This is a genomic window from Pseudomonas sp. LBUM1673, assembly GCF_059695645.1.
The window spans coordinates 2,039,550-2,064,091 of the sequence record NZ_CP166780.1 but is presented as its reverse complement, the minus strand read 5'-3'; the positions used below and the strand labels follow the sequence as shown (position 1 = coordinate 2,064,091).

Genomic DNA, 24,542 nt, shown 5'->3' with positions numbered 1-24,542 from the left:
ACGCCGTTCATCTGTAGGAGCGAAGCTTGCTCGCGAAGGCGCCGGGTCAGTCAACATCGGTGTTGAATGCCAAGACGCCTTCGCTCCTACGGGGCTCGCATTACGAGCGGGGAACGAGGTCCAGACACACCGAGTTGATGCAATAACGCAGGCCAGTGGGCGGCGGACCGTCCGGGAACACATGCCCAAGGTGCGCATCGCATGTGGCGCAGACCACTTCGGTGCGGATCATGCCGTGGCTGACATCACGGATCTCGACCATGGCGCTGTCGCCGATCGGCGCGTAGAAACTCGGCCAGCCGCAGCCGGAATCGAATTTGGTCTTTGAGTCGAACAGAGGCGCATTGCAGCAGATGCAGTGGTAAACACCGTCGACCTTGCTGTCGTTGTACTTGCCGGAGAACGGCCGTTCGGTGCCCTTGAGGCGGCAAACGTTGTACTGCTCCGGATCGAGCATGGCCCGCCATTCTTCCAGGGTTTTTTCCAACTTTTCCATCATCACACCTCAGCAGCTGAAAAAGCCCGATCTGTACCTTTTCCACGGATCGGGCGGCACGTATGATTGCGCCTCGTCAAACGCCAGTCTGGCAGCCAGACCACGCGCATTCAAACGGATTATGAGTGCCGGCACTCAAGGCGTCAGGCCTGTGTGAATACGCAGGATTCCCAGCACGGTCGTTCATACGCCGCCTGGATCGTTCATTTTCGGGAACACATCGCCATGCAGGTCAGCAAATCGAACAAGCTCGCCAACGTCTGCTACGACATTCGCGGCCCAGTGCTCAAGCACGCCAAACGCCTGGAAGAGGAAGGCCATCGCATCCTCAAGCTGAACATCGGCAACCCGGCGCCCTTTGGTTTCGAAGCACCGGATGAAATCCTCCAGGACGTGATCCGCAATCTGCCGACTGCCCAGGGCTACAGCGACTCCAAAGGGCTGTTCAGCGCCCGCAAGGCCGTGATGCAGTACTACCAGCAAAAGCAGGTGGAAGGCGTCGGCATCGAAGACATCTACCTGGGTAACGGCGTTTCCGAGCTGATCGTGATGTCGATGCAGGCCCTGCTCAACAACGGCGACGAAGTGCTGGTGCCGGCTCCCGACTATCCGCTGTGGACTGCCGCAGTAAGCCTGGCGGGCGGCAACCCGGTGCATTACCTGTGCGATGAACAGGCCAACTGGTGGCCGGATCTGGCCGACATCAAGGCCAAGATCACCCCGAACACCAAGGCTCTGGTGATCATCAACCCGAACAACCCGACCGGCGCCGTGTATTCGAAAGAAGTACTGCTGGGCATGCTGGAACTGGCGCGCCAGCACAATCTGGTGGTGTTCTCCGACGAGATCTACGACAAGATCCTGTACGACGACGCCGTGCATATCTGCACCGCCTCGCTGGCACCGGACCTGCTGTGCCTGACCTTCAACGGTCTGTCCAAGTCCTATCGCGTGGCCGGTTTCCGTTCCGGCTGGATCGCCATTTCCGGCCCGAAACACCACGCCCAGAGCTACATCGAGGGCATCGACATGCTGGCCAACATGCGCCTGTGTGCCAACGTGCCGAGCCAGCACGCGATTCAGACCGCACTCGGCGGCTACCAGAGCATCAATGACCTGGTATTGCCCCAGGGGCGCCTGCTGGAACAGCGCAATCGTACCTGGGAACTGCTGAACGACATTCCGGGCGTGAGCTGCGTCAAGCCGATGGGCGCGCTGTATGCATTCCCGCGGATCGACCCGAAAGTCTGCCCGATCCACAATGACGAAAAATTCGTACTCGACCTGCTGCTCTCGGAGAAGCTGCTGGTGGTACAAGGCACGGCCTTCAACTGGCCATGGCCGGACCACTTCCGTGTGGTCACCCTGCCACGGCTCGACGACCTGGATCAGGCCATCGGCCGGATCGGTAACTTCCTCAAGTCCTATCGCCAGTAAGTAGCCTGTCACCGTGCGACGCTTGCGAAAGTCGCACGGTGATTAATTCAGCAACACATCTGTGCGCCCTGCCCTGCATCATTGTTTCAAGCGCTGACTGACGACACGTTTCATGCCCGCGCCTAACAACGGCGGGGGCTTGCAACGCTAATTGGCTGTCAACCGTTTCCCATGCCGACGTCGGAAATACCCTTCAAACAGCTAGACTGTTGCCGTAGGACACAGTTTGAAATAGTCACTCGGTTGAATAGCCCGGTGCAGCACCTTATATACCCCGCAGTACGCTACATCTTTAGCACGAGGAGATTTCTACAACCATGATGCGCATTTTGCTGTTTTTGGCCACTAACCTGGCGGTCGTGCTGATTGCCAGCATCACCCTGAGCCTTTTCGGCTTCAACGGGTTCATGGCGGCCAATGGGGTTGATCTCAACCTCAATCAGCTGCTGATTTTCTGTGCGGTCTTTGGTTTCGCCGGTTCCCTGTTCTCGCTGTTCATCTCCAAGTGGATGGCGAAGATGAGCACCAGCACCCAGATCATCAGCCAGCCGCGCACCCGGCACGAGCAATGGCTGCTGCAAACCGTCGAGCAATTGTCCCGCGAAGCCGGGATCAAGATGCCCGAAGTCGGGATTTTCCCGGCCTATGAAGCCAACGCCTTCGCCACCGGCTGGAACAAGAACGACGCACTGGTCGCGGTCAGTCAGGGCTTGCTCGAGCGTTTCTCGCCGGATGAAGTGAAAGCCGTTCTGGCCCACGAAATCGGCCACGTGGCCAATGGCGACATGGTCACCCTGGCGCTGATCCAGGGCGTGGTGAACACCTTCGTGATGTTCTTCGCCCGGATCATCGGCAACTTTGTCGACAAGGTGATCTTCAAGAACGAAGAAGGCCAGGGCATTGCCTACTACGTGGCGACCATCTTCGCTGAACTGGTTCTGGGCATCCTGGCCAGCGCCATCGTCATGTGGTTCTCGCGCAAACGCGAATTCCGCGCCGACGAAGCCGGCGCACGCCTGGCGGGTACCAGCGCAATGATCGGTGCCCTGCAGCGTCTGCGGGCAGAACAAGGGCTGCCGGTGCACATGCCGGACACCCTGAATGCCTTCGGCATCAACGGTGGCCTCAAACAAGGGTTCGCCCGTATGTTCATGAGCCACCCGCCGCTGGAAGAACGCATCGACGCACTGCGTCGTCGGGGCTGACAGGCTCTGCACTAAAAGAAAAGGCCCGCAGTGAATGCGGGCCTTTTCTTTTTGACTTCTGGTTGGTGTGGTGTTCATCAGGCCTCTTCGCGGGCAAGCCTCGCTCCTACAGGTCTTGTGTCGCTCACATAATCGGCGAATTACACAAAACCTGTAGGAGCGAGGCTTGCCCGCGAAGAAGCCCGCAACAATACCCTTTTATCGACTGGAAACCCGATACACCCGCTCCTCAAGCCGCGTGACACCAGCCTCGAGAAACTTCCAGCTCTCACCCAGGACGTCCTGATCCTCCAGAATCTTCAGCTCCCACGAAACACCCAGCAACCGTTGCACTTCGTCATCAAGCACAGCAAACGGCGGTCCGGCCATCTGCGCCTGGTCGTAATCCAGCGTAATCAAAAGCCCTAAAGAATCCTTCGGCAGAATCCGAATCAGATGAGCTGCGTATTGCTCACGCATCGCCGGCGGCAAGGCAATCAACGCCGCGCGGTCGTACAGCGCGCCGCAATCGGCGACATCGCCTGCCGTCAACTCGAAGAAATCACCGCACCACAGCTCGATCGACCCCGCCCGATAAACCTGGAAAGGCCCCTGCTCGCTGACGGCCGGGTCCAGTTGATGCTCATTGAAAAAGTCCTCAATGGCCTTTTCCGACAGTTCGATACCCAGAACCTCGTGACCGCTGTGCGCCAGCCACAACAGGTCCAGGCTTTTGCCACATAACGGCACCAGCACGCGAGAACCCTCATCAAGGCCCAGCTGCGGCCAGAACCGTTGCAGATAGGGATTCACTTCCGGCAGATGAAAGCCGATCTGATTCGACGCCCATCGTTTGTGCCAAAACTCCGGCTGCATAGTTAACCCCGAAAAATTCGATCAAAAGACCCTAAAACTTATATTAGATTTAGATCAATGATCTGACTGAAGATGGTGCCATCTTACTCTCAGGAGCTCATTCATGTTTCCCAGCCTGTATATATCTCATGGCTCCCCCATGCTAGCCCTGGAACCTGGCGCCAGCGGGCCGGCCCTCGCACGCCTGGCCGCCGCGTTGCCGAAACCCAAGGCCATCGTGATGGTTTCCGCACACTGGGAAAGCGGCGAACTGTTGGTCAGCGGCAATCCCCAACCCGAAACCTGGCATGACTTCGGCGGTTTTCCGCAGGCCTTGTTCGAAGTGCAGTACCCGGCACCCGGCAATCCGCAACTGGCGGCGGAAGTTACCGAGCTGCTGAAGGCCGATGGCCTGCCTGCGCGCATCGACACCCAGCGACCGTTCGACCATGGCGTTTGGGTGCCCTTGTCGTTGATGTATCCGCAGGCTGACATCCCGGTGGTGCAGGTTTCGCTACCCACCCGTGGCGGCCCTGCCCTGCAAACCCGCGTCGGCCGTGCCTTGGCCAGCCTGCGCGAACACGGCGTGCTGTTGATCGGCTCCGGCAGCATCACCCACAACCTGCGCGAACTGGACTGGCATGCCGGCCCGGAAAGCGTTGAACCATGGGCCAAGGCGTTCCGCGACTGGATGATCGAGAAACTCGAAGCGAACGACGAAGCCGCGTTGCACGACTATCGTCAGCAAGCTCCGAACGCTGTACGTAACCATCCGAGTGACGAGCATTTGCTACCGCTGTACTTTGCCCGCGCGGCCGGGGGTGAGTTCAGCGTGGCCCATCAGGGGTTCACCATGGGGGCGCTGGGGATGGACATTTATCGTTTTGGCTGACAGGTAGACCGGGCACAAACAGCAGGCGAAAAAAATCCCCGAACCAGTCGGGGATTTTTTATGTTCGATCAATCAGCCCGAGAGCGGATCAATCTTCGCGATAGCGACGCAGCTTCAACTGCTTACCGGCAACGCGAGTGTCCTTCAGTTTGGTCAGCAGACGCTCCAGACCATCTTCCGGCAGCTCGACGAGGCTGAAGCTGTCACGCACCTGGATGCGACCGATGGCTTCACGCGCCAGACCACCTTCGTTGAGGATGGCGCCCAGCAGGTTCTTGGCAGCGATACCATCACGCGCACCCAGCGCGGTACGGCAACGAGCACGACCTTCAGCCAGCGGGACCGGAGCACGACGCTCGCGGTCACCACGGTCCGGACGATCACCGGAACGCTCTGGACGATCGCCACGCGGTGCATTGTTCGGCACCAGTGGACGTTCTTTCTCGATCGCGGCCAGGGTCAGCGCTTGAGCGTTGGTAGCCTTGCGCAACAGAGCAGCGGCCAGTGCACGCGGGGTGCAACCGATATCGGCAGTCAGACGATCGAGCAGATCACCGTGGGTCGATTCGGCATCAGCGACCAGCGGCGACAAGCTGTTGGTCAGTTTCTTGATGCGAGCATCGAGAACAGCCTGAGCGTCCGGCAGGCGAACTTCGGCTACTTTCTGACCGGTGACACGCTCGATCACTTGCAGCATGCGGCGCTCGCGAGGAGTCACCAGCAGCAGTGCACGACCTTCGCGACCGGCACGGCCGGTACGGCCGATACGGTGAACGTAGGATTCCGGGTCGTACGGCATATCAACGTTGAATACGTGAGTGATACGCGGAACGTCCAGGCCACGAGCGGCAACGTCGGTCGCCACAACGATGTCCAGACGGCCATCCTTGAGGGATTCGATCACGCGCTCACGTTGGTTCTGAGCAATGTCACCATTCAGCGCAGCGGCTTTGTAGCCTTTGGCTTCCAGGGCACTGGCCAGGTCCAGGGTCGCTTGCTTGGTGCGCACGAACATGATCAGGGCGTCGAAATCTTCCACTTCCAGCAGGCTCAATACAGCCGAGGTCTTCTGGTCAGCGTGAACCAACAGGTGAGCCTGTTCGATCGCGGTAACGGTCTGAGTCTTGGTCTGGATCTTCACGTGTTGCGGATCGCGCAGATGGCGTTCGGCAATGGCACGGATCGACTGCGGCAGGGTAGCCGAGAACAATACGGTCTGACGGGTTGCTGGCAGGGCCTTGAAGATAACTTCGAGGTCGTCCATGAAACCCAGTTTGAGCATTTCATCGGCTTCGTCGAGAACCAGGTGGTTCACGGTAGCCAGGACTTTTTCGTCACGACGCAGGTGGTCGCACAGACGGCCCGGTGTGGCGACAACGATCTGTGCGCCATTACGGATTGCTTTCAGTTGCGGGCCCATAGGCGCGCCGCCGTAAACGGCCACAACGGTAACGCCCGGCATTTGCTTGGCGTAGGTTTCGAAAGCGGTTGCTACTTGCAGCGCCAACTCACGGGTTGGCGCCAGGATCAGGGCTTGCGGCTCGCGCTTGGCAGGATCGATGCGGTGCAGGATCGGCAGGGCGAACGCGGCGGTTTTACCCGTACCGGTTTGCGCCTGACCAATCATGTCGTGACCGGCCATGATGATCGGGATCGATTGCTGCTGAATAGCCGAAGGTTCTTCGTAGCCGGTCGCAATGACGGCTGCAAGAATATTCGGATTAAGATTAAAAGCGGCGAAGCCGCCGGTTTCCTGGGTCATGGGTCTGCCTCTAAGTGCATCCGCAAAGACCCATGCTCCAAAGCTGCGCATGCCGTGTAAGACTCAAGAGTCGCCCTGGCTGCTTTGTCGGCGGGGATTTGCGAAAACGAATGAATGAAAAAGATTCGTCAAGGAAGAGTCCGCTGTGCGGACGTGCAGCCGAAGCTGGCTTCGGGGAATTGCGCTACCTAAACGCGGCCCGGTTAAAGGCCGGCGCGCACTATACCGGAATTCGCCCGAAAAGGGAGCTTTTTTTATCGGAAAAAACCGGCGCGCACCGTTATGTCACGGGCTTTGCGGATAATCGTGCAACGGTCTATTTTTCAAAGGCCCGGCCCTGCTGACGATAGCGCTAAAACGGTTCATCTTTGTGACGCAGACCTGCGATCTGGCATACCCCTTCCCGCCCGAGGAAATGCACCATGAATCAGCCCAGCCCCAGTCGTGTAACCCGTGAACGGCACGGCCATGTCCTGATGATCGGCCTGGATCGGGTGGCCAAACGCAATGCCTTCGACATCGACCTGCTCAACGAACTCAGTCTGGCCTATGGCGAGTTCGAGGCCGACAGCGAGGCGCGGGTCGCGGTGGTGTTCGGTCATGGCGAGCATTTCACTGCCGGGCTCGATCTGGTCAGCGCCGGCGCGGCCCTGGCCGAAGGCTGGCAGGCACCGCCCGGTGGCTGCGACCCTTGGGGCGTGCTCGCAGGCCCCAGGGTCAGCAAACCGGTGATTGTCGCGGCGCAAGGCTACTGCCTGACCGTCGGCATCGAGTTGATGCTGGCCGCCGACATCAACCTGTGCGCCAGCAACACCCGTTTTGCCCAGAAGGAAGTGCAACGCGGGATCTTCCCGTTCGGCGGCGCCACTTTGCGTCTGCATCAGATCGCCGGCTGGGGCAATGCCATGCGCTGGCTGCTCACTGGCGATGAATTCGACGCCCATGACGCCTTGCATCTGGGGTTGGTGCAGGAGGTCATGGCCAGCGAGGATCTGCTGCCACGGGCAATTGAACTGGCTGAGCGGATTGCCCGGCAGGCGCCGTTGGGGGTTCAGGCAACGCTGATGTCTGCCCGGAAAGCGCGCTATGAGGGTGAAATGGCGGCAGCTCAGGCCTTGCCGGCGCAGGTGAAGAAATTGCTGAATAGCGAGGATGCCAAGGAGGGTGTGCGGTCGATGATCGAGAAGCGGCCGGGCGTTTTCAAAGGGCTCTGAGGGATGTGTTGGCGGGTAGAAAGCCTTCGCGGGCAAGCCTCGCTCCTACATACAGGATGCGCACAACCATTGTAGGAGCGAGGAGGCTTGCCCGCGAAGAAGCCCTAAAGGCCAACCACTATCTATGTCGCCGGCCGAATCGCCTTGATCAACGACTGTAACGAATACCCCAATCGCGGCGCCAGGCCTTCAGCGCGCGCCATCAGCCCATCCATGTCCAGTTCCTGATCCAGCTCCGATGGCACGATCAGAATCACGTTGCCCTCCTTCACCGGCAGTTCCCAGTAATGCCGGTGATAGAGACCGCGCAACAACGCCGCCCCCAACGGCTTGCCGTCGTCGGTGGCCCACTGGTTGATCACCAGCCAGCCACCCGGGTTCAACCGTTTCTGACAGTTTTCCAGAAAGCTCCAGGCCAGATGCCCGACACCCGGCCCGACATCGGTATAGAGGTCGACGAAAATCAGGTCCGCCGGCTCGGCGGTATCGAGCAACTCCAGGGCATCGCCGACGCGGATGTACAGCCGCGGATCATCATCCAGCCCCAGATACTCGATGGCCAGGCGCGGCACGTCAGGGCGTAGCTCGATGGCTTCGACGTCTTCCAGCGGCAGGAACTTCAGGCAAGCCTGGGTCAGTGTCCCGGCGCCGAGCCCGAGGAACAGCGCGCTTTCCGGCTGTTCATGGCACAGTGCGCCAATCAGCATTGCCCGGGTGTAATCGTACTCGAGCCAGCTCGGATCGGCGGTGAACACGCAACTCTGTTCGATGGCATCACCGAACTCCAGAAAACGGTAATCAGCCACTTCCAGCACGCGAATCACGCCGAACTCATCCTGTACCTCGGCGAGCAAATGCTCGACGCGCTCCTCAGTCATTTCGTCTCCTGATCGTCACCGGGCCTGCAATGTAATAAACAGCAGCGCAATAAAACCGCTGCGTGCAGCGGCAAAGGCGCGATTGTCCGCGAAGCGACGGGAACAGGTCACGCACTAATTGCTGATAACATAACCGTCCGAGCGTAAAACACTAGAGACTGCAATGAGCCAACCCTGGAGCCCTGACAGCTGGCGCGCCCTGCCGATCCAGCAACAACCTCAATACCCCGACGCCGCGCATTTGCTGCACGTCGAGCAAACCCTGGCGAGCTATCCGCCGCTGGTGTTTGCCGGTGAAGCCCGGGAGTTACGCCGTCAGTTTGCCGAAGTCACCCAGGGCCGGGCATTTCTGTTGCAGGGCGGCGACTGCGCCGAAAGCTTCGCCGAATTCTCCGCTGCGAAAATTCGTGACACTTTTAAAGTGCTGCTGCAAATGGCGATCGTCATGACCTTCGCCGCCGGTTGCCCGGTGGTCAAAGTCGGACGTATGGCCGGCCAGTTCGCCAAGCCCCGTTCGGCCAACGATGAAACCATCAACGGCGTGACGCTGCCGGCCTACCGTGGCGACATCGTCAACGGCATCGGTTTCGACGAAAAAAGCCGCGTGCCGGATCCGGAACGTTTGCTGCAGTCTTATCACCAGTCCACGGCAACCCTGAACCTGTTGCGCGCCTTTGCCCAAGGCGGCTTTGCCGACCTGCATCAGGTGCACAAGTGGAACCTGGACTTCATCGCCAACTCGGCGCTGGCCGAGAAGTACAGCCACCTGGCTGATCGCATCGATGAAACCCTGGCCTTCATGCGCGCCTGCGGCATGGACAGCTCGCCGCAACTGCGCGAAACCAGTTTCTTCACCGCCCACGAAGCGCTGCTGCTGAACTACGAAGAAGCCTTCGTACGTCGCGACAGCCTGACCAACGACTACTACGATTGCTCGGCCCACATGCTGTGGATCGGCGACCGTACCCGTCAACTGGACGGCGCGCATGTCGAATTCCTGCGCGGGGTGCACAACCCGATCGGCGTGAAGGTCGGCCCGAGCATGAACCCCGCAGACCTGATTCGCCTGATCGATGTGCTCAACCCGGACAACGACCCGGGCCGCCTGAACCTGATTGCGCGGATGGGCGCGAACAAGGTCGGCGATCACCTGCCGCAGCTGATTCGCGCGGTGCAGCGCGAAGGCAAGCAGGTGCTTTGGAGCTCCGACCCGATGCACGGCAACACCATCAAGGCCAGCAGCGGCTACAAGACCCGCGACTTCGCGCAGATCCTTGGCGAGGTGAAACAGTTCTTCCAGGTTCACGAGGCGGAAGGCAGTTATGCCGGCGGCATCCACATCGAAATGACCGGGCAGAACGTCACCGAATGCATCGGCGGCGCGCGGCCGATTACCGAGGATGGCTTGTCGGACCGTTACCACACCCACTGCGACCCACGGATGAATGCCGATCAGTCGCTGGAATTGGCGTTTTTGATTGCTGAAACCCTGAAGCAGGTTCGGCGGTGAGTCAGTAAGTCTTTGGTTGCCTGATCCACCGCTTTCGCGAGCAAGCCCGCTCCCACAGTTGACCGCATTCCAAATGTGGGAGCGGGCTTGCTCGCGAAAGCGTCAGCTCAACCACCACCAAATTGAGCCAATGCCACCCGCAACCGCGCCGCACTCGCCCGCGGGCAATTCAATTGAATCTGCTCCAGCCCCAACCAATCCGCCATTTGCCGCAGATTCACCGCCAACGCCAGCATCCCCGCCTCATCCAGCCCCGGCTCTTCCTCATGCACGGCATGCACCGCCAACCGGCCCAACGCTCGCTCGGCGCGCAAGTCGACCCGCGCGGCGATTCGCTCATTGTGCAAAAACGGCAATACGTAATAGCCATAGACGCGTTTGTGCTGCGGCGTATAAATCTCCAGCCGATAACGGAAATCGAACAATCGCTCGGTGCGGCTGCGCTCCCAGATCAGCGAATCGAACGGTGAAAGCAGCGCACTGGCCTCGACCTTGCGCGGCACTTTCGGCTCAGCCAGGCAATAGGCCGGTTGCCGCCAGCCTTCAACCTCACACACCAGCAGATCACCGCCCTCGACCAGCTCCGCCAGCCGCGGCCGACTGTCTGCCGGGCTCAAGCGAAAATAATCCCGCAGGTCCTTTTCCGTGCCAACGCCCAAAGCCGTGGCGGCGTGCAGTAACAGCCCGCGCTGAGCCTCGGCCTCACTGAGCAAGGGCTGCTGAAGTATCGCCGAAGGAATCACCCGCTCCGGCAAATCATAAAGCCGTTCGAACCCGCGTCGGCCGGCTACGGTCACTTCACCGGCAGCGAACAACCATTCCAGTGCGTGCTTTTCCGCGCTCCAGTCCCACCACGGCCCTGCTCGCTCCTGACGGGTCGACAGGCTGCCGGCACCCAGTGCACCGAGCTCCTGAACCGACGCCAGCACGCGGCGAATCGTGTCTTGCTGCTCACGCCCGAAACGCGCCAATTGCTGATAGATGTCTTCGCCGTGGGTCGCACGCTGCATACGCCAGCGCATCAAGGGGTACATCGACAAGGGCAGTAAAGACGCTTCGTGCCCCCAATACTCGAACAACGTGCGCCGACGACCCTGACTCCAGGCTGCCTGATCGAGCAAGTCAGATGAGTAATTGCCAAGACGGGAAAACAAGGGAAGGTAGTGCGAACGCACCAACGCATTGACCGAATCAATCTGCAGAATGCCCAGGCGCTCGATCAGCCGGTTGAGTTGGACCGGTTTGATCGCCGCTGGCGGCTGGCGCCCGTTGAATCCTTGGGCGGCCAGCGCCAGACGGCGAGCCTGTTTGAGGGAAAAGGACAGTGTGGCGGGCATGAGCATCTCCTTGTCTGCCCGCAACCTACCTCACCCGGAAGTGGTTTGTGTAGCGATGGCATCATCATTTATGCATCGGATCATCCCAGAACGGTCTTACCGTCTCATGTTCCACATCTGCACGGCTCACGCCGATGTCTTTCAGTGCTTCGTCGCTCAAGCTCGCCAGCATTTCACGTTCACGGTGAAGTTCGTACCAGCGACTAAACTTGTGCAGCAGATCGGAGATCGCGTGGATGGAGAATTTTTCTTCCGTTACATGCTCGTTTTGACCTTTCATCGTATTGCCCTCCTTTAGGGATGGCCCAAGTCTCGCGCCAGCGATAAGATCAATCCAACGAATGTTTCTGATGATATGCATCTCGGAGATTGATGAATGTCCGCCTACCCCAGTATCGACACCGATGTATTGCGCACCTTCGTCGCAATCGCCGATCAGGGCGGTTTTACCCGCGCCGGTGAAATGGTCAACCGTACCCAGTCAGCGGTGAGCATGCAGATGAAACGCCTGGAAGAGGACGTGTTGCAGCGCCAGCTGTTCGAACGCGACGGGCGCCAGGTCAAGCTGACCGCCGAAGGCCAGGTATTGCTGGGTTATGCGCGGCGCATCCTCAAACTCCACAGCGAAGTCTTCAATACCCTGCGCGAGCCACACATGGTGGGCACGGTGCGCATTGGCACGCCCGACGATTACGTCATGCGCTTTCTGCCGGGCATCCTGTCGCGCTTCGCGCAGTTCTACCCGCTGATCCAGATCGAGGTTCACTGCGAATCGTCCAGGCAACTGTTGCAGCGCCAGGACCTGGACCTGTCCATCGTCACCCGCGAACCCGGTAACGAGATTGGCCAATTGTTGCGCAAGGAGCGTTTTGTCTGGGCCGAGGCCCAATGCTTCAGCGCCCACGAGCAGACACCGCTGCCGCTGGCGATGTTCAACAGTGATTGTTTCTGCCGCCTCTGGGCATGCAATGCCCTGGATGCCATGGGCCGCGATTACCGCATTGCCTACAACAGCTCCAGCCTGTCGGCGCTGATGGCCGTGGTCAGCGCGGGGCTTGCCATCACCGCGCAACTGGAAAGCCTGATCACGCCGGACATGCGCATCCTCGGCGCCAACGAAGACCTGCCGCTGTTGCCGGAAGCCAGCATCATGCTGATCCGTAACCTGAACAATCCTTCGCCGATCACCGAATGCCTGGCCGAGCACATCGTCGAAGGCTTCAAACTTTAAACGCGAGCATCACCGCGCAAACCACCAGAAAGCCACAGAACAACCCACGCAAGAGCCGCTCCGGCAATGCGTGGGCAATTCTCACGCCCCAACTGATGCTCATCAATCCACCAACCGCCAACGGCACACCGATCGCCCAGTTCACCTGATGGTGCACCGCGTAAGTCGCCAAAGTGACGCCCGTGCTCGGCAACGCCAGCGCCAGTGACAAGCCTTGGGCAACCACTTGGGTGGTGCCGAACAGGCTGGTCAACACCGGCGTTGCCACCACCGCCCCGCCCACGCCAAACAACCCGCCCATGGTCCCGGAAGCCGCGCCCAGTACGCCCAGCCATGGCCAGGCATAGTGCATCTGCGAAGACGCCGGCGCGGTGGCGGTGAACATTCGTATCAGGTTGTAGGCCGACAGCGCGACCAGAAAGGCGACAAAGCCCACACGCATGGTTTGAGCATCGATGCCCACCGCCCAGATCGACCCGATCCAGGCAAAGCAGAACCCCATCGAGGCCAGTGGCAGCGCATGACGCAATTCGATGCGATTGCGCTGGTGATAGCGCCACAGCGCCAGCATCACGTTTGGCACTACCATCACCAGCGCCGTGCCTTGGGCAATCTGCTGATCAAGACCGAACCACACGCCCAGCAGCGGGATCGCGACCAACCCGCCACCAATGCCGAAGAGCCCGCCGAGGGTTCCAAACGCTACGCCAAAAACCAGATACATCACGAACTCAATCACAGGCGATTTCCTTTTGTCAGGCTGTTCATCCTACGCAGTTGGCTCTGGCAGGGAAACGCATAGCAACGCACAATGGCTTTGCCAAATTCGCACAAGCGCTGACGAAACCATGAACCCCAATCAGTTGACCGAACAGCTCGGTCTGTTTCTGGATGTACTGGAAAGCGGCAGTTTTTCCGCTGCGTCCCGCCGCCATCCACTGACGCCATCAGCCGTGGCGCGACGCATCGACAGCCTGGAAAGCGCCGTCGGCAGCCAGTTGTTTATTCGCAGCACTCACGCAGTGCGGGCTACCCCGGCAGGTTTGGCCTTTGCCGAGCGCGCGCGCCGGATCGTCGCTGAACTGCGGCTGGCCCGGGCCGAAGCGGTGTCCCTGAGTAGTGCGCCAGAAGGTTTGATTCGGGTCGATGCGCCGGCAGCGTTCGGACGACTACACCTGGCGCCGGTGATTGCCGATTTCCTGATGCTTTACCCAGGCCTTGACGTGCAATTGCACCTGATCGACAGCTTTGTCGACATGCAGGGCTCGAACCTGGGCAAGGTCGATCTGGTGTTGCGCGCCGGGCAAATGGCCGACACCCGCTTGGTGGCCACGCCGCTGGCGAGCATGGTGCGCATCGCCTGCGCCAGCCCGGATTACTTGCAACGCCGCGGTGTGCCGACCGATCCGGCGCAGTTGGTCGACCACGATGGTCTCGACTGGGAGGGCCTGGCTCCGCCGTTCGCCTGGCGTTTCGAACGGGATGGGCAGATGCACTTGCACCGGCCAGCACGAATCCGCATGAGCGCCAACAATGCCGAGGCGCTGGTCTGTGGCGCACTGGCCGGGTTGGGCATCGCGCATTTGCCGACCTGGCTGGCCAGCGAATATTTATTGCGCGGCGAACTGCTACCGCTGTTCTGCGAAAACGGCCTGCCACCACCGGAAAGCACCGGCATTTATGCGTTGCGCCTGGAGCAGCAGCCCAGTTCGCGCAGCCGCTTGTTGCTGGAATACCTGAAGACCCGTTTCAGCCCCATCCCGCCGTGGGATCTGGCGCTGCAAACCAACCTGGGCCGCCATTAGTCCAGAATTATCTGGCGCATTAAAGATTCGCCCGCTAGATTCATGACGATCACTGATCAAGGCTTTGAAATGAACACTGAGCGCAACAACCCGGACAACTGCGACGACCTGCTGCTGGACAATCAGGTCTGCTTCGCCCTGCATTCCACCTCGCTACTGATGACCAAGGTCTACAAGCCGCTGTTGCAAGCACTGGGCCTGACGTATCCGCAGTATCTGGCAATGATGGTGTTGTGGGAAAAGGATGGGTTGACGGTCGGCGAAATCAGCACCCGACTGCTGACCGATCCCGGCTCCCTCACCCCACTGCTCAAACGCCTGGAAGCCGAAGGCTTGCTGAGCCGCACCCGCAGCCGTGAAGACGAACGGGTGGTGATTGTCGAACTGACCGAGCCAGGCCATGCGCTGCGAGACAAGGCGCGCGGCATTCCCCAATGCATCCTCGGTGCCAGCGGACAGACGCTGGAACAGTTGAAGAAGCTGCAAGCGGATCTCCAGGCATTGCGCAGCCATCTGCAAGACAGCCTTTAGGTGATGGCCTGCTAGACCGCGTTATCGTTCTTCGCGGGCAAGCTTCGCTCCTACAGGTTTTGTGTCGTTTACAAATTATGTTATCGACCGAAACCCGTAGGAGCGAGGCTTGCCCGCGAAGGCGTCCTCCCCGTCGCAAAAAACTTCACTTCGCAACAATCCCGCACGAAAGCCTCTATCTCAAGCTTCTCCTCCCCAATCGAATTGCTGGACTACGACTCAAAACAAATTTTTTCGAAAATTTATATTGCGCACTAAATATTTGAGAGCTACATTTATTTCGCACTTACTTAGCGCGCAAACATTTAGCGCAAAAAATAAAACTCCAAACGAGGCTCACACCATGCAAACGCTCTACACCGCAATCGCAATCTCCACCGGCGGCCGTGACGGTCGTGCGATCTCCAGCGACGGCATCCTCGACGTCAAACTCGCGACCCCGAAGGAACTCGGTGGTGCTGGCGGCGCGGCAACCAACCCTGAACAACTGTTCGCTGCCGGCTACTCCGCCTGCTTCATCGGCGCGCTGAAATTCGTCGCCAGCCAGATCAAACGCAAAATCCCGGACGACGCGTCGATCACCGCCCATGTCGGCATCGGCCAGATCCCTGGCGGTTTCGGTCTGGACATCGACCTGCACATCAGCCTGCCGGGTCTTGAACAAGCCGATGCACAAAGCCTGGTCGAAGCCGCCCACCAGGTCTGCCCGTACTCCAACGCCACCCGTGGCAACGTCGATGTGCGCTTGCACGTTACCGTCTAACCGCTGACTCCAAGGCCGAACAGGAAACGAACATGAATACTTTCACCAAAGTCTTGACCGGTACCCTTCTCGCCCTGTCCATCAACAGTGCATTCGCAGGCAATGGGGTTGAACACAACACCCAGGCGTTCCTCGACGTGCTGAATGCCGGCACCGGCAAACCGTTGGAACAGCTCACCCCTGCCGATGCCCGCGCGGTGTTGGTGGGTGCGCAAGCCGGGGTGAAGCTGACGCTGCCCAAAGCCGATGTCAGCGAGAAGACCATCCAGGTCGACGGCCAACCGATCAGCCTCACCATCGTGCGGCCGGCCGGGGTCAAAGGTGAGCTGCCGGTGTTCATGTTCTTCCATGGCGGTGGCTGGGTACTGGGGGACTTCCCGACCCACGAACGGCTGGTTCGGGACCTGGTAACGGGTTCGGGCGCGGCGGCGGTGTTCGTCAATTACACCCCCTCGCCGGAGGCGCGTTACCCGGTGGCGATCAACCAGGCCTACGCCGCAACGAAGTGGGTGGCCGAGCACGGTAAAGAGATCAACGTCGACGGCAAACGTCTGGCCGTGGCCGGCAACAGCGTCGGAGGTAACATGGCGGCCGTGGTTGCGCTGATGGCCAAAGACAAAGGCACGCCGGCGATCAGGTTCCAGGTGTTGTTGTGGCCGGTGACTGATGCCAGCTTCGAAACGGCATCCTACAACCAGTTCGCCGAGGGGTACTTCCTCACCAAAAACATGATGAAGTGGTTCTGGGACAACTACACCACCGACGCCAAACAGCGCAACGAGATCTACGCCTCACCACTGCGGGCGACCACCGCGCAACTCAAGGGCTTGCCACCCGCCCTGGTGCAGACGGCCAGCGCCGATGTACTGCGCGATGAAGGGGAAGCCTACGCCCGCAAACTCGACGAGGCCGGTGTGCCGGTCACGGCGGTGCGCTACAACGGTATGATCCACGACTACGGTTTGCTCAACGTGGTGAGCCAGGTGCCCGCGGTGCGTTCGGCCATGCTGCAAGCCTCTGAAGAACTCAAGCAACACCTGAAGAAATAACACCCCCTTGTAGGAGCGAGGCTTGCCCGCGAAGACGTAGTGTCAGTCGACATCAATGTTGAATGATAAATCGCCTTCGCGGGCAAGCCTCGCTCCTACAAGAGTTGGCGTTTTTCTGAAAAAAACGCACAAAAAAGCCCGACTCAATGGTCGGGCTTTTTCATTCCTGAAGCGGTGCTTATTTAGCACGGCCTTTGTAGGAACCGCCTTCGCGGGTATCGATCTCGATCATGTCGCCGATTTCGATGAAGTCAGCAACCGACAGTTCGGTACCGTTCTTCAGTTTGGCAGGCTTCATAACCTTGCCGGAAGTGTCACCGCGAGCGGAACCTTCGGTGTAGTCAACCTGACGCACGATAGTGGTCGGCAGCTCTACGGAAACCAGACGCTCTTCGAAGAAGATCGCTTCGCAAACATCGGTCATGCCTTCTTCAACGAAAGGCAGAACGGCTTCGATGTCTTCAGCGTTCAGCTCGTACATGGTGTAGTCGGTGGTGTCCATGAACGTGTAGGTGTCGCCGCTGATGAAGGACAGGGTCGCTTCTTTGCGGTCGAGGATTACGTCGTCCAGTTTGTCGTCGGCGCTGTAAACGATCTCGGTCTTGTAACCGGTCAGCAGGTTCTTCAGCTTGGTCTTCATGATCGCGCTGTTACGACCGGACTTGGTGAATTCAGCTTTCTGAACCAGCCAAGGATCGTTTTCGAGACGGATCACGGTACCGGGTTTCAGTTCTTTACCAGTTTTCATTGCGAATATCCGAATTTGGATGGGATTTACAAAAATCTAGGCCGCGTATCATATCCAATTTAGGTAAAACTGTACCAGCGCTGCGGCAAGATCCGCCTGCAAGGCTTGTTCCAGACACCACGCCTCGGCATGTTCTTGCAGTTCCGGCCAGTGTTTTCGGGTTGATTTCCAGTGCCCGGTCATTGTCTCACCGGCATTCCACGCCCGCCATAGACCGCTGATCGCCTCGCCAGCAGGCTTGGACAGGCCTTGGGTGTACAGAGTCAGGAAGGCGTCGAGCTTGTCCAGATGGATATCTTCGTCCTGCTGATAGATGTGCCAGAGCAGCGGCCGGCCTGCCCATTGGGCGCGGACAAAGGAATCTTCGCCGCGCACGGCGTTGAAATCGCAACTCCACAGCAGCAGGTCATATTGATCCTGTCGGACGAACGGCAGCACTTGTACGGTCAAGGCATCGCGCACATGCACCGCCCCGGCCGTCAGCCCGTCCACTTCGAGCCAGCGTTCGACGTCGCCAAGAATCCGCCCTTCGGGCACCAGCAGATGAGTGGGCGTCGAATCGGCAGCCATCGTGTCGAGCCAACTGGCCAGCCCGGTGTTTTCGTAGGCAAACAGCGAGATCAGCTGTGCATCTGGCGCGCGATCAATCCCCAGGCCTTGCAGGAATTCTCGTTGGGCTTGCGGGCTTTGCTGAAACTGCCGACGCCGTTCCAGCAACCCGCTTTCACGCAGCAAGCCACCGGTGCCCTTGCGAAAACCCGGGAAGAAGAAGTACTTCTGCACATTCCTGTACTTCACCGACGGCAAGCCGTGGCAGCCGACGACCCAGTCTTCGGCGCTCAGATAATCGAGGTTCATCCACAGCGCAGGCTTTTCCCGTTCGGCCATGGCTTCCATGTAAGCACTCGGCAACTGGCAGGCGAACGCGGCGATGACGACATCCGCCGCTTCGGTGGGTTGCCAGTCGGCCGACCACTGTCGCACCTCGACGCCCTGCTGCCACTGCTGCGCGGCATTGATATCGATTGGCGGACACAAACGCTCGAAGGCCCGCAGGTCGTCGACCCACAGGCGCACCGCCACTGAATGTTCGGCCACCAGTTGTCGGGCCAGGCGCCAGGTCACGCCGATGTCGCCAAAGTTGTCGACCACGGTGCAAAAAATATCCCAGCGGGTTTTCATTTCAGGCATTCCAGGCTCCCGTTGGCAAAGGCGCCGATTGTCCGCATAAATTACCCCGTGCAGAAGAGCCGACGGCGATTAATCTTCATGCGACAATCGCCACTCGCCCGCGACCACCCGCCAGGAGGCAGTAATGCCCTACCGTCCCAACCCGCGCCGTCCCTTGCCGATCCAGTTTAATGCGCTGCAACTGACCGGCAGCATTGCCCTCGGTTTGTGGCTGGGATTCATCGCAATCGCACTGACCTGCTGGCTCGCGTATCGACTGTTGTTCAACGAGCCATTGGCGCCCTTGGCCCAAGCGGTGGAACAACTGGCCAAGCCTGCGGTGATTGAGCAACCCGCCCTGCAGAACCCGATGTTCGAACAGTATGAGGAGCATCTGCGCAGGAACGAGCAGCAGCAAATGGTGGAACAGGCCAGAAGCAGCAAACACAATCTGTCCAATCCAAAATGCCAGTTCTGGCTGCAACAGGATCAGACCGCGCCGAGCGAAAAAAGCCGCGCCAATGTCCTGCAATTCTGCGATTGATCATGAAGCTCTCTATGCACAAGCCGACCGTCCACCAACTGATTATCGACAAGCTGCGGATCGATCTCGACATTGCCGAGCGTGCCGCGCAAACCTCTTACGAAACCGCGACCCACGAAGAAAATATCGCCGAAAACAAGTACGACACCCTGGGACTTGAAGCCTCTTATCTGGCGGCCGGACAGGCCAGACGAGTGGAAGAAATCAGGCAATCATTGGCCCTTTGTCAGAACCTGACACTGCGGCCTTATGACGACCGGCGCGGTATCGAAGTCGGCGCCCTGCTCGGTCTGGAAGACGAAAAGGGTCGCGAACAATGGCTGTTCCTGGCCCCCGACGCGGCCGGGCTGAAGGTTGATCTGGTGGGGCAATTGATTACCGTCATCACCCCCCGCTCGCCGCTGGGCAAAAGCCTGCTGGGCAAGTTCGAAGGAGATGAAGTGGAGATTCTGGTGGCGGGCGCTCGGCAACAGTTCTCTGTCACCGAGGTGGTTTAACCGAGCTATTAATGGACCGGCAGTTCGACGCCGTCGAACAGCTCTTCCAGTTCCTGTTTGTTGTGGCACTGAATGGCCTTGGCCATCACTTCGCGGGTCAGGTGCGGCGCGAATTTCTCGATGAAGTCGCACATGAAGCCACGCAGGAACGTGCCGCGACGGAAACCGATTTTGGTAATGCTGGATTCGAACAACTCGCTGGCATCGAGCACCACCAGATCGCTATCGAGCTTGGTGTCGACCGCCATTTTCGCCACAATGCCCACGCCCAGGCCCAGACGAACGTAAGTCTTGATCACGTCGGCGTCGGCCGCGGTAAACACCACTTTCGGTGTCAGGCCGCGATGGCTGAAGGCTTCGTCGAGTTTCGAACGGCCGGTGAAACCGAACACGTAGGTCACAATCGGGTATTCGGCCAAGGCTTCGAGAGTCAGCTTCGACAACTTGGTCAGCGGGTGGCCCTGAGGCACGACCACGCAGCGGTTCCAGCGGTAGCACGGCATCATCACCAGGTCGCCGAACAACTCCAGCGCTTCGGTGGCGATGGCGAAATCGACGGTGCCGTCAGCGGCCATCTCGGCGATCTGCATCGGCGACCCCTGATGCATGTGCAGGGCAACGTCCGGGTATTGCTTGATGAAATTGCTGATCACCGGTGGCAACGCATAACGCGCCTGGGTGTGCGTGGTGGCGATCGACAAGGTGCCCTTTTTCTCGTTGGAGAATTCCTGAGCGATCTGCTTGATGCTTTCAACTTTGCGCAGGATCTCACCAGCGGTGGTGATAATGCGCTCGCCGGCCGGGGTCACCCGGGTCAAGTGCTTGCCGCTGCGGGCGAAAACCTCGACCCCCAATTCGTCTTCCAGCAGACGGATCTGTTTGCTGATGCCCGGTTGTGAGGTGTAGAGGCTTTGGGCTGTAGCTGAAACGTTGAGGTCGTGGTGCGCCACTTCCCAGATGTAGCGCAATTGTTGAAGCTTCATATGAATCCCTCAAAGCAGGTAGACGCCACGGGCATCAGCGACGATATATAACTATATTAATGGTTTGATTAATAAATCTAGAACTTTTTTATCAAAACGCCATTATTCGTGTCCTAGCGATCCCCTTTGCGGCGGCGCTCCATCAGCGGCACCAGATAGACCGGCACCCTGGATAGCTGCAACACTCGCGCAGCGGTTCGGCCCAATGGCGTTTCCGCGCCAGCGCCATGACTGTGACTCCCTACGATCAGCAAATCGACGGAGAGTTTCTGCGCCTGGTCGAGAATCACCTGCGACGGATCGCCCTGCAGTACCCGCACTGCCCGAATCCGTTCCAGGTCCTGCTCCCCTTCATCCCCCAGTTCTTCGCGAAAGCTGTCGAGCACCCGCTGCTCAATATTGGCAATCACCGTATTCAGGCCCTGACTGTGAAACTCGTTCAAGGCCTGCTCATCGAGGTAACTCTGTAGCACCGATTCGGCAAACAACCCCATCGGCTCAACCGCGTGCACCACATATAGATCGGCATTGAATGTTCGAGCCAGTGCCAGCGCATGCTGCATCACAAAAGGTGCGTACAGACCGAGGTCGGTGGCATACAGCATCGAATGAATCATAGGGACCTCCTTTAATGCCAACATGGCGGAGATTGATTCAGCTTAGCAGTGCCGCGGCGAGTGCGGCGTCTGGCGCAACGCATTGAACCGCGGCGCTTTAAATCGACGGCTCGTTACTGATGCCATGCGGCACGTGACCGGTGGCGACCACTTCGCGGGCCAGCTCGCAATGGCCGGCCTGGTCGTCGAAAAATACGTCGGCGGCAAAGGCTTCGAGAAAAGCCGATTTGGTCAGTCCGCCGAGGAACAGCGATTCATCCAGACGGATGTCCCATTCGCGCAACGTGCGGATCACCCGTTCATGGGCCGGCGCCGAACGCGCGGTCACCAGCGCGGTGCGGATCGGACAGGCATCATCGGGGAACTCGCGCTGCAGAAGATTGAGCGCTGCGAGGAAGCCTTTGAACGGCCCACCGCGCAAAGGCTCACGGGCCGACTCGCGCTCGCTGGCCTGAAACGCTGCAAGGCCTCCCGACTGATAGACCCGCTCCGATTCGTCGGAAAACAGCACCGCGTCACCGTCGAATGCAATGCGCAGTTCATCGCTGGCGGCGCGACTGGCACCGCCCGACAGAATGGTCGCTGCGGCAAACCCGGCATCCAGCGCACTGCGCACATCGTCGGCATGGGTCGAAAGAAACAGGTCGCAGCCAAAGGCCTTGAGGTATGGATAAGGACTGCGTCCACCGACAAATGCCGCACGCGAGATCGCCAGGCCATAGTGATGAATCGAGTTGAAAACCCGAAGGCCCGTGTCGGCGCTGTTGCGCGATACCAGAATCACCTCGACCCGGGCACGGCCCAGGCTGGCGTTCAGGTTCAGGAGTTTTTGCACCAACGGGAACGCATCGCCGGGCTCGAGAATTTCGTCTTCGTGTTCGATCTGGTATTGCCGATAGGCCTCGACGCCACTCGACAGATAGACCTTATGGCTCTCGCTCAAGTCGAACAGCGCTCGCGAAGAAATCGCCAGCACCAGTTTGTCGTCTATCCCATTTGCCATGCCCTTTCCCCTAATGCCCAATCAGTTAAGCCGCAATGCTATCTGTAGCAGCTGCCGAGCCTGCGAGGCTGCGTTCGGCTGCGCAGCAGTCGTAAAACCAGAGATTGCAGTACATCAGGCAGACCGCGTCGGCCGGATTCACGACTGCTTCGCAGCCGAACGCAGCCTTCGGCAGCTGCTACGAGGTGCGTCGCGCGCTGAAATTGCTGAACTGTCGGCATTACTTCCCCCTTCTTTTGACCGACTCAGTGATTACGTCGGTCGATAAAGCCCAAGCTGCGATACAAGGCCTCGATTCGCGGCAACTCACATCCCGCCGCCTTCGCCGCTGCCAGTGGCCGAGCGTAGATCGCGTCCAGTTCCAGCGGCCGCTTGTGCCGAAAATCGTGGTACATGCTCGGCCAATAGTCGGGCATTTTCTCGGTCATGTTGAATAGATAACCGGCGTAACCCGGTGGTATGTCATGACCACACGCGTTGGCCCCCTGAACCACTTCGGCCATCAAGGCCTGAATCAACGCGCGGCTGTCGGCATCCGCCATCAACGGCGTGGTGCTGGCCCCGAGCAGAACCGACAAACCGTTGTAGGGGATATTCCAGACCAGTTTCTGCCAGCGCGCCTGATGCAGATTCGGCATGGCCTGGGCGTCGATACCGGCGGCGCGGAACAGTCCGGCGCCCTCCTCGACGATATTCATGCGCGCCTGTTCGGCGGCGGGGCCGCTGTGGTAGCCGACACTCACCGCCCCGAGCGCTTGATGGGTGATGACGCCAGGGCCCAAACGATGGACGCAGATCAGACAGAGCCCGCCGAGCAGGTGCAGTGAATCGGGCAGCAACTCGCGCAGACTGTCTTCGACGTCCAGGCCATTTTGCAGCAACAGCACTTTGGCATCAGGCGCCGCAGCTTGAATAATGGCCGGCGCCAGGTCCGCGTTACTGGTGGTCTTGGCGCCCACCAGTAACCAGTCACAGGGCGGCATGTCGGCAGCCGACGAATAGGCCTGGACCGGGTTCAGGGTCAGCGGGCCCAACAACGCATGGTCGAGATGCAAGCCGCGTTCGGCCACCGCTGAAAACTCACTGCGCAACAGAAAATGCACATCGAAGCCGGCCCGCGCCAGCATCACCCCGTAGAAACCACCGATCGCGCCGGTCCCGATAATACCGATTGTCGGCCTGGCCACTGTGCCTGTCATGGCAACTCCTCTGCTTGTTGGCTCAACGCCTGACTTACGGCCTCGTTGAGCGCCGTGCGGGTCAGACGCGACTGTAGCGCCCCGAAAAACTCACCGTCGCGCACCACAAACAGCGCCGGCAAATGAAAGACCCGATAACGCTCGACCACCCCGCCATTGTTCCCGGCATCGATCCAGCACAGTCGATCGACCATCAGGTCGAACCTGGGCAATTGCTCACGGGCAAAACGGCAACTGGCGCAGCCGACACTGGTAAAAATCACCAGTGAAATGCCGCTCATCGCCAGTAACCGTTGGTCGGCGTCGAAATCGGTCAGTTCCGATTCGACCACTATACTGGGAGAAACAATGTCAGATGACCGACACAGGGAGTCCGTGTTCATGAGACGTTATCTTCCTCATCCTGACGATGTGCCCGTCGAATTAACGTTGCTCAAACATGAGTGTATTTCGCGGCAAGAGCTGCACACTATCAGCCTCGGCGGCATGGCTTGCAATTACCACCGCGCGTGGCGACGGGGTACGGCACTCGAAGTGCGCATGCCGACCCTGAGCATCTCAGTCTGTTACCTGGGCTATGTGGCTTGGTGCCTGCGACGAAAACGCGGCTATCTGGTGGGGATCGCGTTTGTCGATGAACAGACGCTATTTTGCGCGCGGATGGGTGAGCAGGTCTGCCAGATCGAACGTTACTGCCGTCAGCACGAACCCCAAAGCGAACAGCAGATCAATCAGAGCCTGGCCCTCGAATGGGTCCAGCAGCACGCCGACGAGTTCTCCCACGACACGGTTCGCAAGGCATTTGCACAGCCAGTGCTGGATTAGGGGGTGTTATCA

The 24,542-nt window shown here is 59.3% G+C and carries 28 protein-coding genes; 14 read left to right on the top strand and 14 right to left on the bottom strand.

The genetic code is table 11. The features are described from left to right. Positions 1 to 100: 100 nt before the first annotated feature. Positions 101 to 496: a peptide-methionine (R)-S-oxide reductase MsrB gene (msrB, locus tag ACA044_RS09455; protein ID WP_448724853.1), complete on the bottom strand. Its 396-nt coding sequence runs from the start codon at positions 494 to 496 to the stop codon at positions 101 to 103. 225 nt (positions 497 to 721) lie between these two features. Between msrB and ACA044_RS09450 the strand changes: the two genes are divergently transcribed. Then, entirely contained in the window at positions 722 to 1,933 is a 1,212-nt protein-coding gene (locus ACA044_RS09450; protein WP_008009397.1) for a pyridoxal phosphate-dependent aminotransferase, read from the top strand. Between the two features lie 317 nt (positions 1,934 to 2,250). After that, the gene (htpX, locus tag ACA044_RS09445; protein ID WP_007895034.1) at positions 2,251 to 3,138 is read left to right on the top strand and encodes a protease HtpX; all 888 of its coding nucleotides are present in this window, start codon (positions 2,251 to 2,253) and stop codon (positions 3,136 to 3,138) included. Positions 3,139 to 3,336: 198 nt separating this feature from the next. On the opposite strand, the gene ACA044_RS09440 is transcribed toward htpX, so the two are convergent. Further along, entirely contained in the window at positions 3,337 to 3,993 is a 657-nt protein-coding gene (locus ACA044_RS09440; protein WP_497446118.1) for a thiopurine S-methyltransferase, read from the bottom strand. Between the two features lie 103 nt (positions 3,994 to 4,096). Here ACA044_RS09440 and ACA044_RS09435 point away from each other — a divergent pair, with 103 nt between their 5' ends. Next, positions 4,097 to 4,864, top strand: coding sequence for a DODA-type extradiol aromatic ring-opening family dioxygenase (locus ACA044_RS09435; RefSeq protein WP_497446117.1), 768 nt, complete (start codon positions 4,097 to 4,099; stop codon positions 4,862 to 4,864). Between the two features lie 88 nt (positions 4,865 to 4,952). On the opposite strand, the gene ACA044_RS09430 is transcribed toward ACA044_RS09435, so the two are convergent. Then, positions 4,953 to 6,626 (bottom strand): DEAD/DEAH box helicase, encoded by a 1,674-nt coding sequence (locus tag ACA044_RS09430; protein WP_095078676.1) that lies wholly within the window; start codon positions 6,624 to 6,626, stop codon positions 4,953 to 4,955. 110 nt (positions 6,627 to 6,736) lie between these two features. On the opposite strand from ACA044_RS09430, the gene ACA044_RS09425 reads away from it, so the two are divergent. Both ACA044_RS09425 and ACA044_RS09420 read left to right on the top strand, forming a co-directional pair. Continuing rightward, positions 6,737 to 6,970 (top strand): hypothetical protein, encoded by a 234-nt coding sequence (locus ACA044_RS09425; protein ID WP_497446116.1) that lies wholly within the window; start codon positions 6,737 to 6,739, stop codon positions 6,968 to 6,970. Positions 6,971 to 7,048: 78 nt separating this feature from the next. After that, positions 7,049 to 7,840: a crotonase/enoyl-CoA hydratase family protein gene (locus ACA044_RS09420; protein WP_497446115.1), complete on the top strand. Its 792-nt coding sequence runs from the start codon at positions 7,049 to 7,051 to the stop codon at positions 7,838 to 7,840. Positions 7,841 to 7,962: 122 nt separating this feature from the next. Here ACA044_RS09420 and ACA044_RS09415 read toward each other — a convergent pair whose 3' ends face one another. Further along, positions 7,963 to 8,718 carry a spermidine synthase gene (locus ACA044_RS09415; protein WP_497446114.1) on the bottom strand — a complete coding sequence of 252 codons (756 nt, stop codon included), beginning with the start codon at positions 8,716 to 8,718 and terminating at the stop codon, positions 7,963 to 7,965. A 163-nt stretch (positions 8,719 to 8,881) separates the two neighbouring features. On the opposite strand from ACA044_RS09415, the gene ACA044_RS09410 reads away from it, so the two are divergent. After that, on the top strand, positions 8,882 to 10,228 hold the full coding sequence (locus ACA044_RS09410) for a class II 3-deoxy-7-phosphoheptulonate synthase (protein WP_497446113.1): 1,347 nt from the start codon (positions 8,882 to 8,884) through the stop codon (positions 10,226 to 10,228). A 107-nt stretch (positions 10,229 to 10,335) separates the two neighbouring features. Here ACA044_RS09410 and ACA044_RS09405 read toward each other — a convergent pair whose 3' ends face one another. Continuing rightward, positions 10,336 to 11,565, bottom strand: coding sequence for a winged helix-turn-helix domain-containing protein (locus tag ACA044_RS09405; protein WP_497446112.1), 1,230 nt, complete (start codon positions 11,563 to 11,565; stop codon positions 10,336 to 10,338). 64 nt (positions 11,566 to 11,629) lie between these two features. Continuing rightward, positions 11,630 to 11,845: a DUF1127 domain-containing protein gene (locus tag ACA044_RS09400; RefSeq protein WP_497446111.1), complete on the bottom strand. Its 216-nt coding sequence runs from the start codon at positions 11,843 to 11,845 to the stop codon at positions 11,630 to 11,632. A gap of 96 nt (positions 11,846 to 11,941) precedes the next feature. On the opposite strand from ACA044_RS09400, the gene ACA044_RS09395 reads away from it, so the two are divergent. After that, positions 11,942 to 12,796, top strand: coding sequence for a LysR substrate-binding domain-containing protein (locus tag ACA044_RS09395; RefSeq protein WP_497446110.1), 855 nt, complete (start codon positions 11,942 to 11,944; stop codon positions 12,794 to 12,796). Here ACA044_RS09395 and ACA044_RS09390 read toward each other — a convergent pair. Then, complete coding sequence (locus ACA044_RS09390; RefSeq protein ID WP_497447192.1) at positions 12,786 to 13,520, bottom strand: sulfite exporter TauE/SafE family protein; 735 nt, start codon at positions 13,518 to 13,520, stop codon at positions 12,786 to 12,788. The genes ACA044_RS09395 and ACA044_RS09390 overlap by 11 nt on opposite strands. A gap of 124 nt (positions 13,521 to 13,644) precedes the next feature. Here ACA044_RS09390 and ACA044_RS09385 point away from each other — a divergent pair, with 124 nt between their 5' ends. The 4 genes from ACA044_RS09385 (at position 13,645) to ACA044_RS09370 (ending at position 16,944) form a co-directional block, all read left to right on the top strand. Further along, a complete protein-coding gene (locus ACA044_RS09385; protein ID WP_497446109.1) occupies positions 13,645 to 14,601 on the top strand; it encodes a LysR family transcriptional regulator in 957 nt (318 codons plus the stop codon). Positions 14,602 to 14,670: 69 nt separating this feature from the next. Continuing rightward, the gene (locus ACA044_RS09380) at positions 14,671 to 15,132 is read left to right on the top strand and encodes a MarR family winged helix-turn-helix transcriptional regulator (protein ID WP_497446108.1); all 462 of its coding nucleotides are present in this window, start codon (positions 14,671 to 14,673) and stop codon (positions 15,130 to 15,132) included. Between the two features lie 343 nt (positions 15,133 to 15,475). Further along, the gene (locus ACA044_RS09375; protein ID WP_497446107.1) at positions 15,476 to 15,895 is read left to right on the top strand and encodes an organic hydroperoxide resistance protein; all 420 of its coding nucleotides are present in this window, start codon (positions 15,476 to 15,478) and stop codon (positions 15,893 to 15,895) included. Positions 15,896 to 15,927: 32 nt separating this feature from the next. Beyond that, positions 15,928 to 16,944: an alpha/beta hydrolase gene (locus tag ACA044_RS09370; protein ID WP_497446106.1), complete on the top strand. Its 1,017-nt coding sequence runs from the start codon at positions 15,928 to 15,930 to the stop codon at positions 16,942 to 16,944. A gap of 178 nt (positions 16,945 to 17,122) precedes the next feature. Here ACA044_RS09370 and ACA044_RS09365 read toward each other — a convergent pair whose 3' ends face one another. Both ACA044_RS09365 and earP read right to left on the bottom strand, forming a co-directional pair. Beyond that, entirely contained in the window at positions 17,123 to 17,692 is a 570-nt protein-coding gene (locus tag ACA044_RS09365) for an elongation factor P (protein WP_007943632.1), read from the bottom strand. A gap of 48 nt (positions 17,693 to 17,740) precedes the next feature. Next, positions 17,741 to 18,883, bottom strand: coding sequence for an elongation factor P maturation arginine rhamnosyltransferase EarP (gene earP, locus ACA044_RS09360; protein WP_497446105.1), 1,143 nt, complete (start codon positions 18,881 to 18,883; stop codon positions 17,741 to 17,743). 124 nt (positions 18,884 to 19,007) lie between these two features. Between earP and ACA044_RS09355 the strand changes: the two genes are divergently transcribed. Beyond that, on the top strand, positions 19,008 to 19,406 hold the full coding sequence (locus ACA044_RS09355; RefSeq protein ID WP_497446104.1) for a hypothetical protein: 399 nt from the start codon (positions 19,008 to 19,010) through the stop codon (positions 19,404 to 19,406). A 14-nt stretch (positions 19,407 to 19,420) separates the two neighbouring features. Further along, positions 19,421 to 19,903: a GreA/GreB family elongation factor gene (locus tag ACA044_RS09350; RefSeq protein ID WP_497446103.1), complete on the top strand. Its 483-nt coding sequence runs from the start codon at positions 19,421 to 19,423 to the stop codon at positions 19,901 to 19,903. 8 nt (positions 19,904 to 19,911) lie between these two features. Here the strand turns inward: ACA044_RS09350 and cysB are convergent, their stop codons facing one another. From cysB to ACA044_RS09325, 5 genes are all read right to left on the bottom strand, one after another. Beyond that, positions 19,912 to 20,886, bottom strand: a complete 975-nt coding sequence (gene cysB / locus ACA044_RS09345) for an HTH-type transcriptional regulator CysB (RefSeq protein ID WP_007899921.1) — start codon at positions 20,884 to 20,886, stop codon at positions 19,912 to 19,914. A gap of 113 nt (positions 20,887 to 20,999) precedes the next feature. Next, complete coding sequence (locus tag ACA044_RS09340) at positions 21,000 to 21,503, bottom strand: universal stress protein (protein ID WP_007899922.1); 504 nt, start codon at positions 21,501 to 21,503, stop codon at positions 21,000 to 21,002. A gap of 97 nt (positions 21,504 to 21,600) precedes the next feature. Next, positions 21,601 to 22,506, bottom strand: a complete 906-nt coding sequence (locus ACA044_RS09335) for a 5'-nucleotidase (RefSeq protein WP_497446102.1) — start codon at positions 22,504 to 22,506, stop codon at positions 21,601 to 21,603. A gap of 245 nt (positions 22,507 to 22,751) precedes the next feature. Then, positions 22,752 to 23,705 carry a putative 2-dehydropantoate 2-reductase gene (locus ACA044_RS09330; protein WP_497446101.1) on the bottom strand — a complete coding sequence of 318 codons (954 nt, stop codon included), beginning with the start codon at positions 23,703 to 23,705 and terminating at the stop codon, positions 22,752 to 22,754. Then, complete coding sequence (locus ACA044_RS09325; protein WP_497446100.1) at positions 23,702 to 24,088, bottom strand: thioredoxin family protein; 387 nt, start codon at positions 24,086 to 24,088, stop codon at positions 23,702 to 23,704. Before ACA044_RS09325 ends, ACA044_RS09330 begins: the two co-directional genes overlap by 4 nt. On the opposite strand from ACA044_RS09325, the gene ACA044_RS09320 reads away from it, so the two are divergent. Then, the gene (locus ACA044_RS09320) at positions 24,087 to 24,530 is read left to right on the top strand and encodes a PilZ domain-containing protein (RefSeq protein ID WP_497446099.1); all 444 of its coding nucleotides are present in this window, start codon (positions 24,087 to 24,089) and stop codon (positions 24,528 to 24,530) included. The two genes, ACA044_RS09325 and ACA044_RS09320, sit on opposite strands and share 2 nt — an antisense overlap. The last annotated feature ends 12 nt before the right edge of the window (positions 24,531 to 24,542 follow it).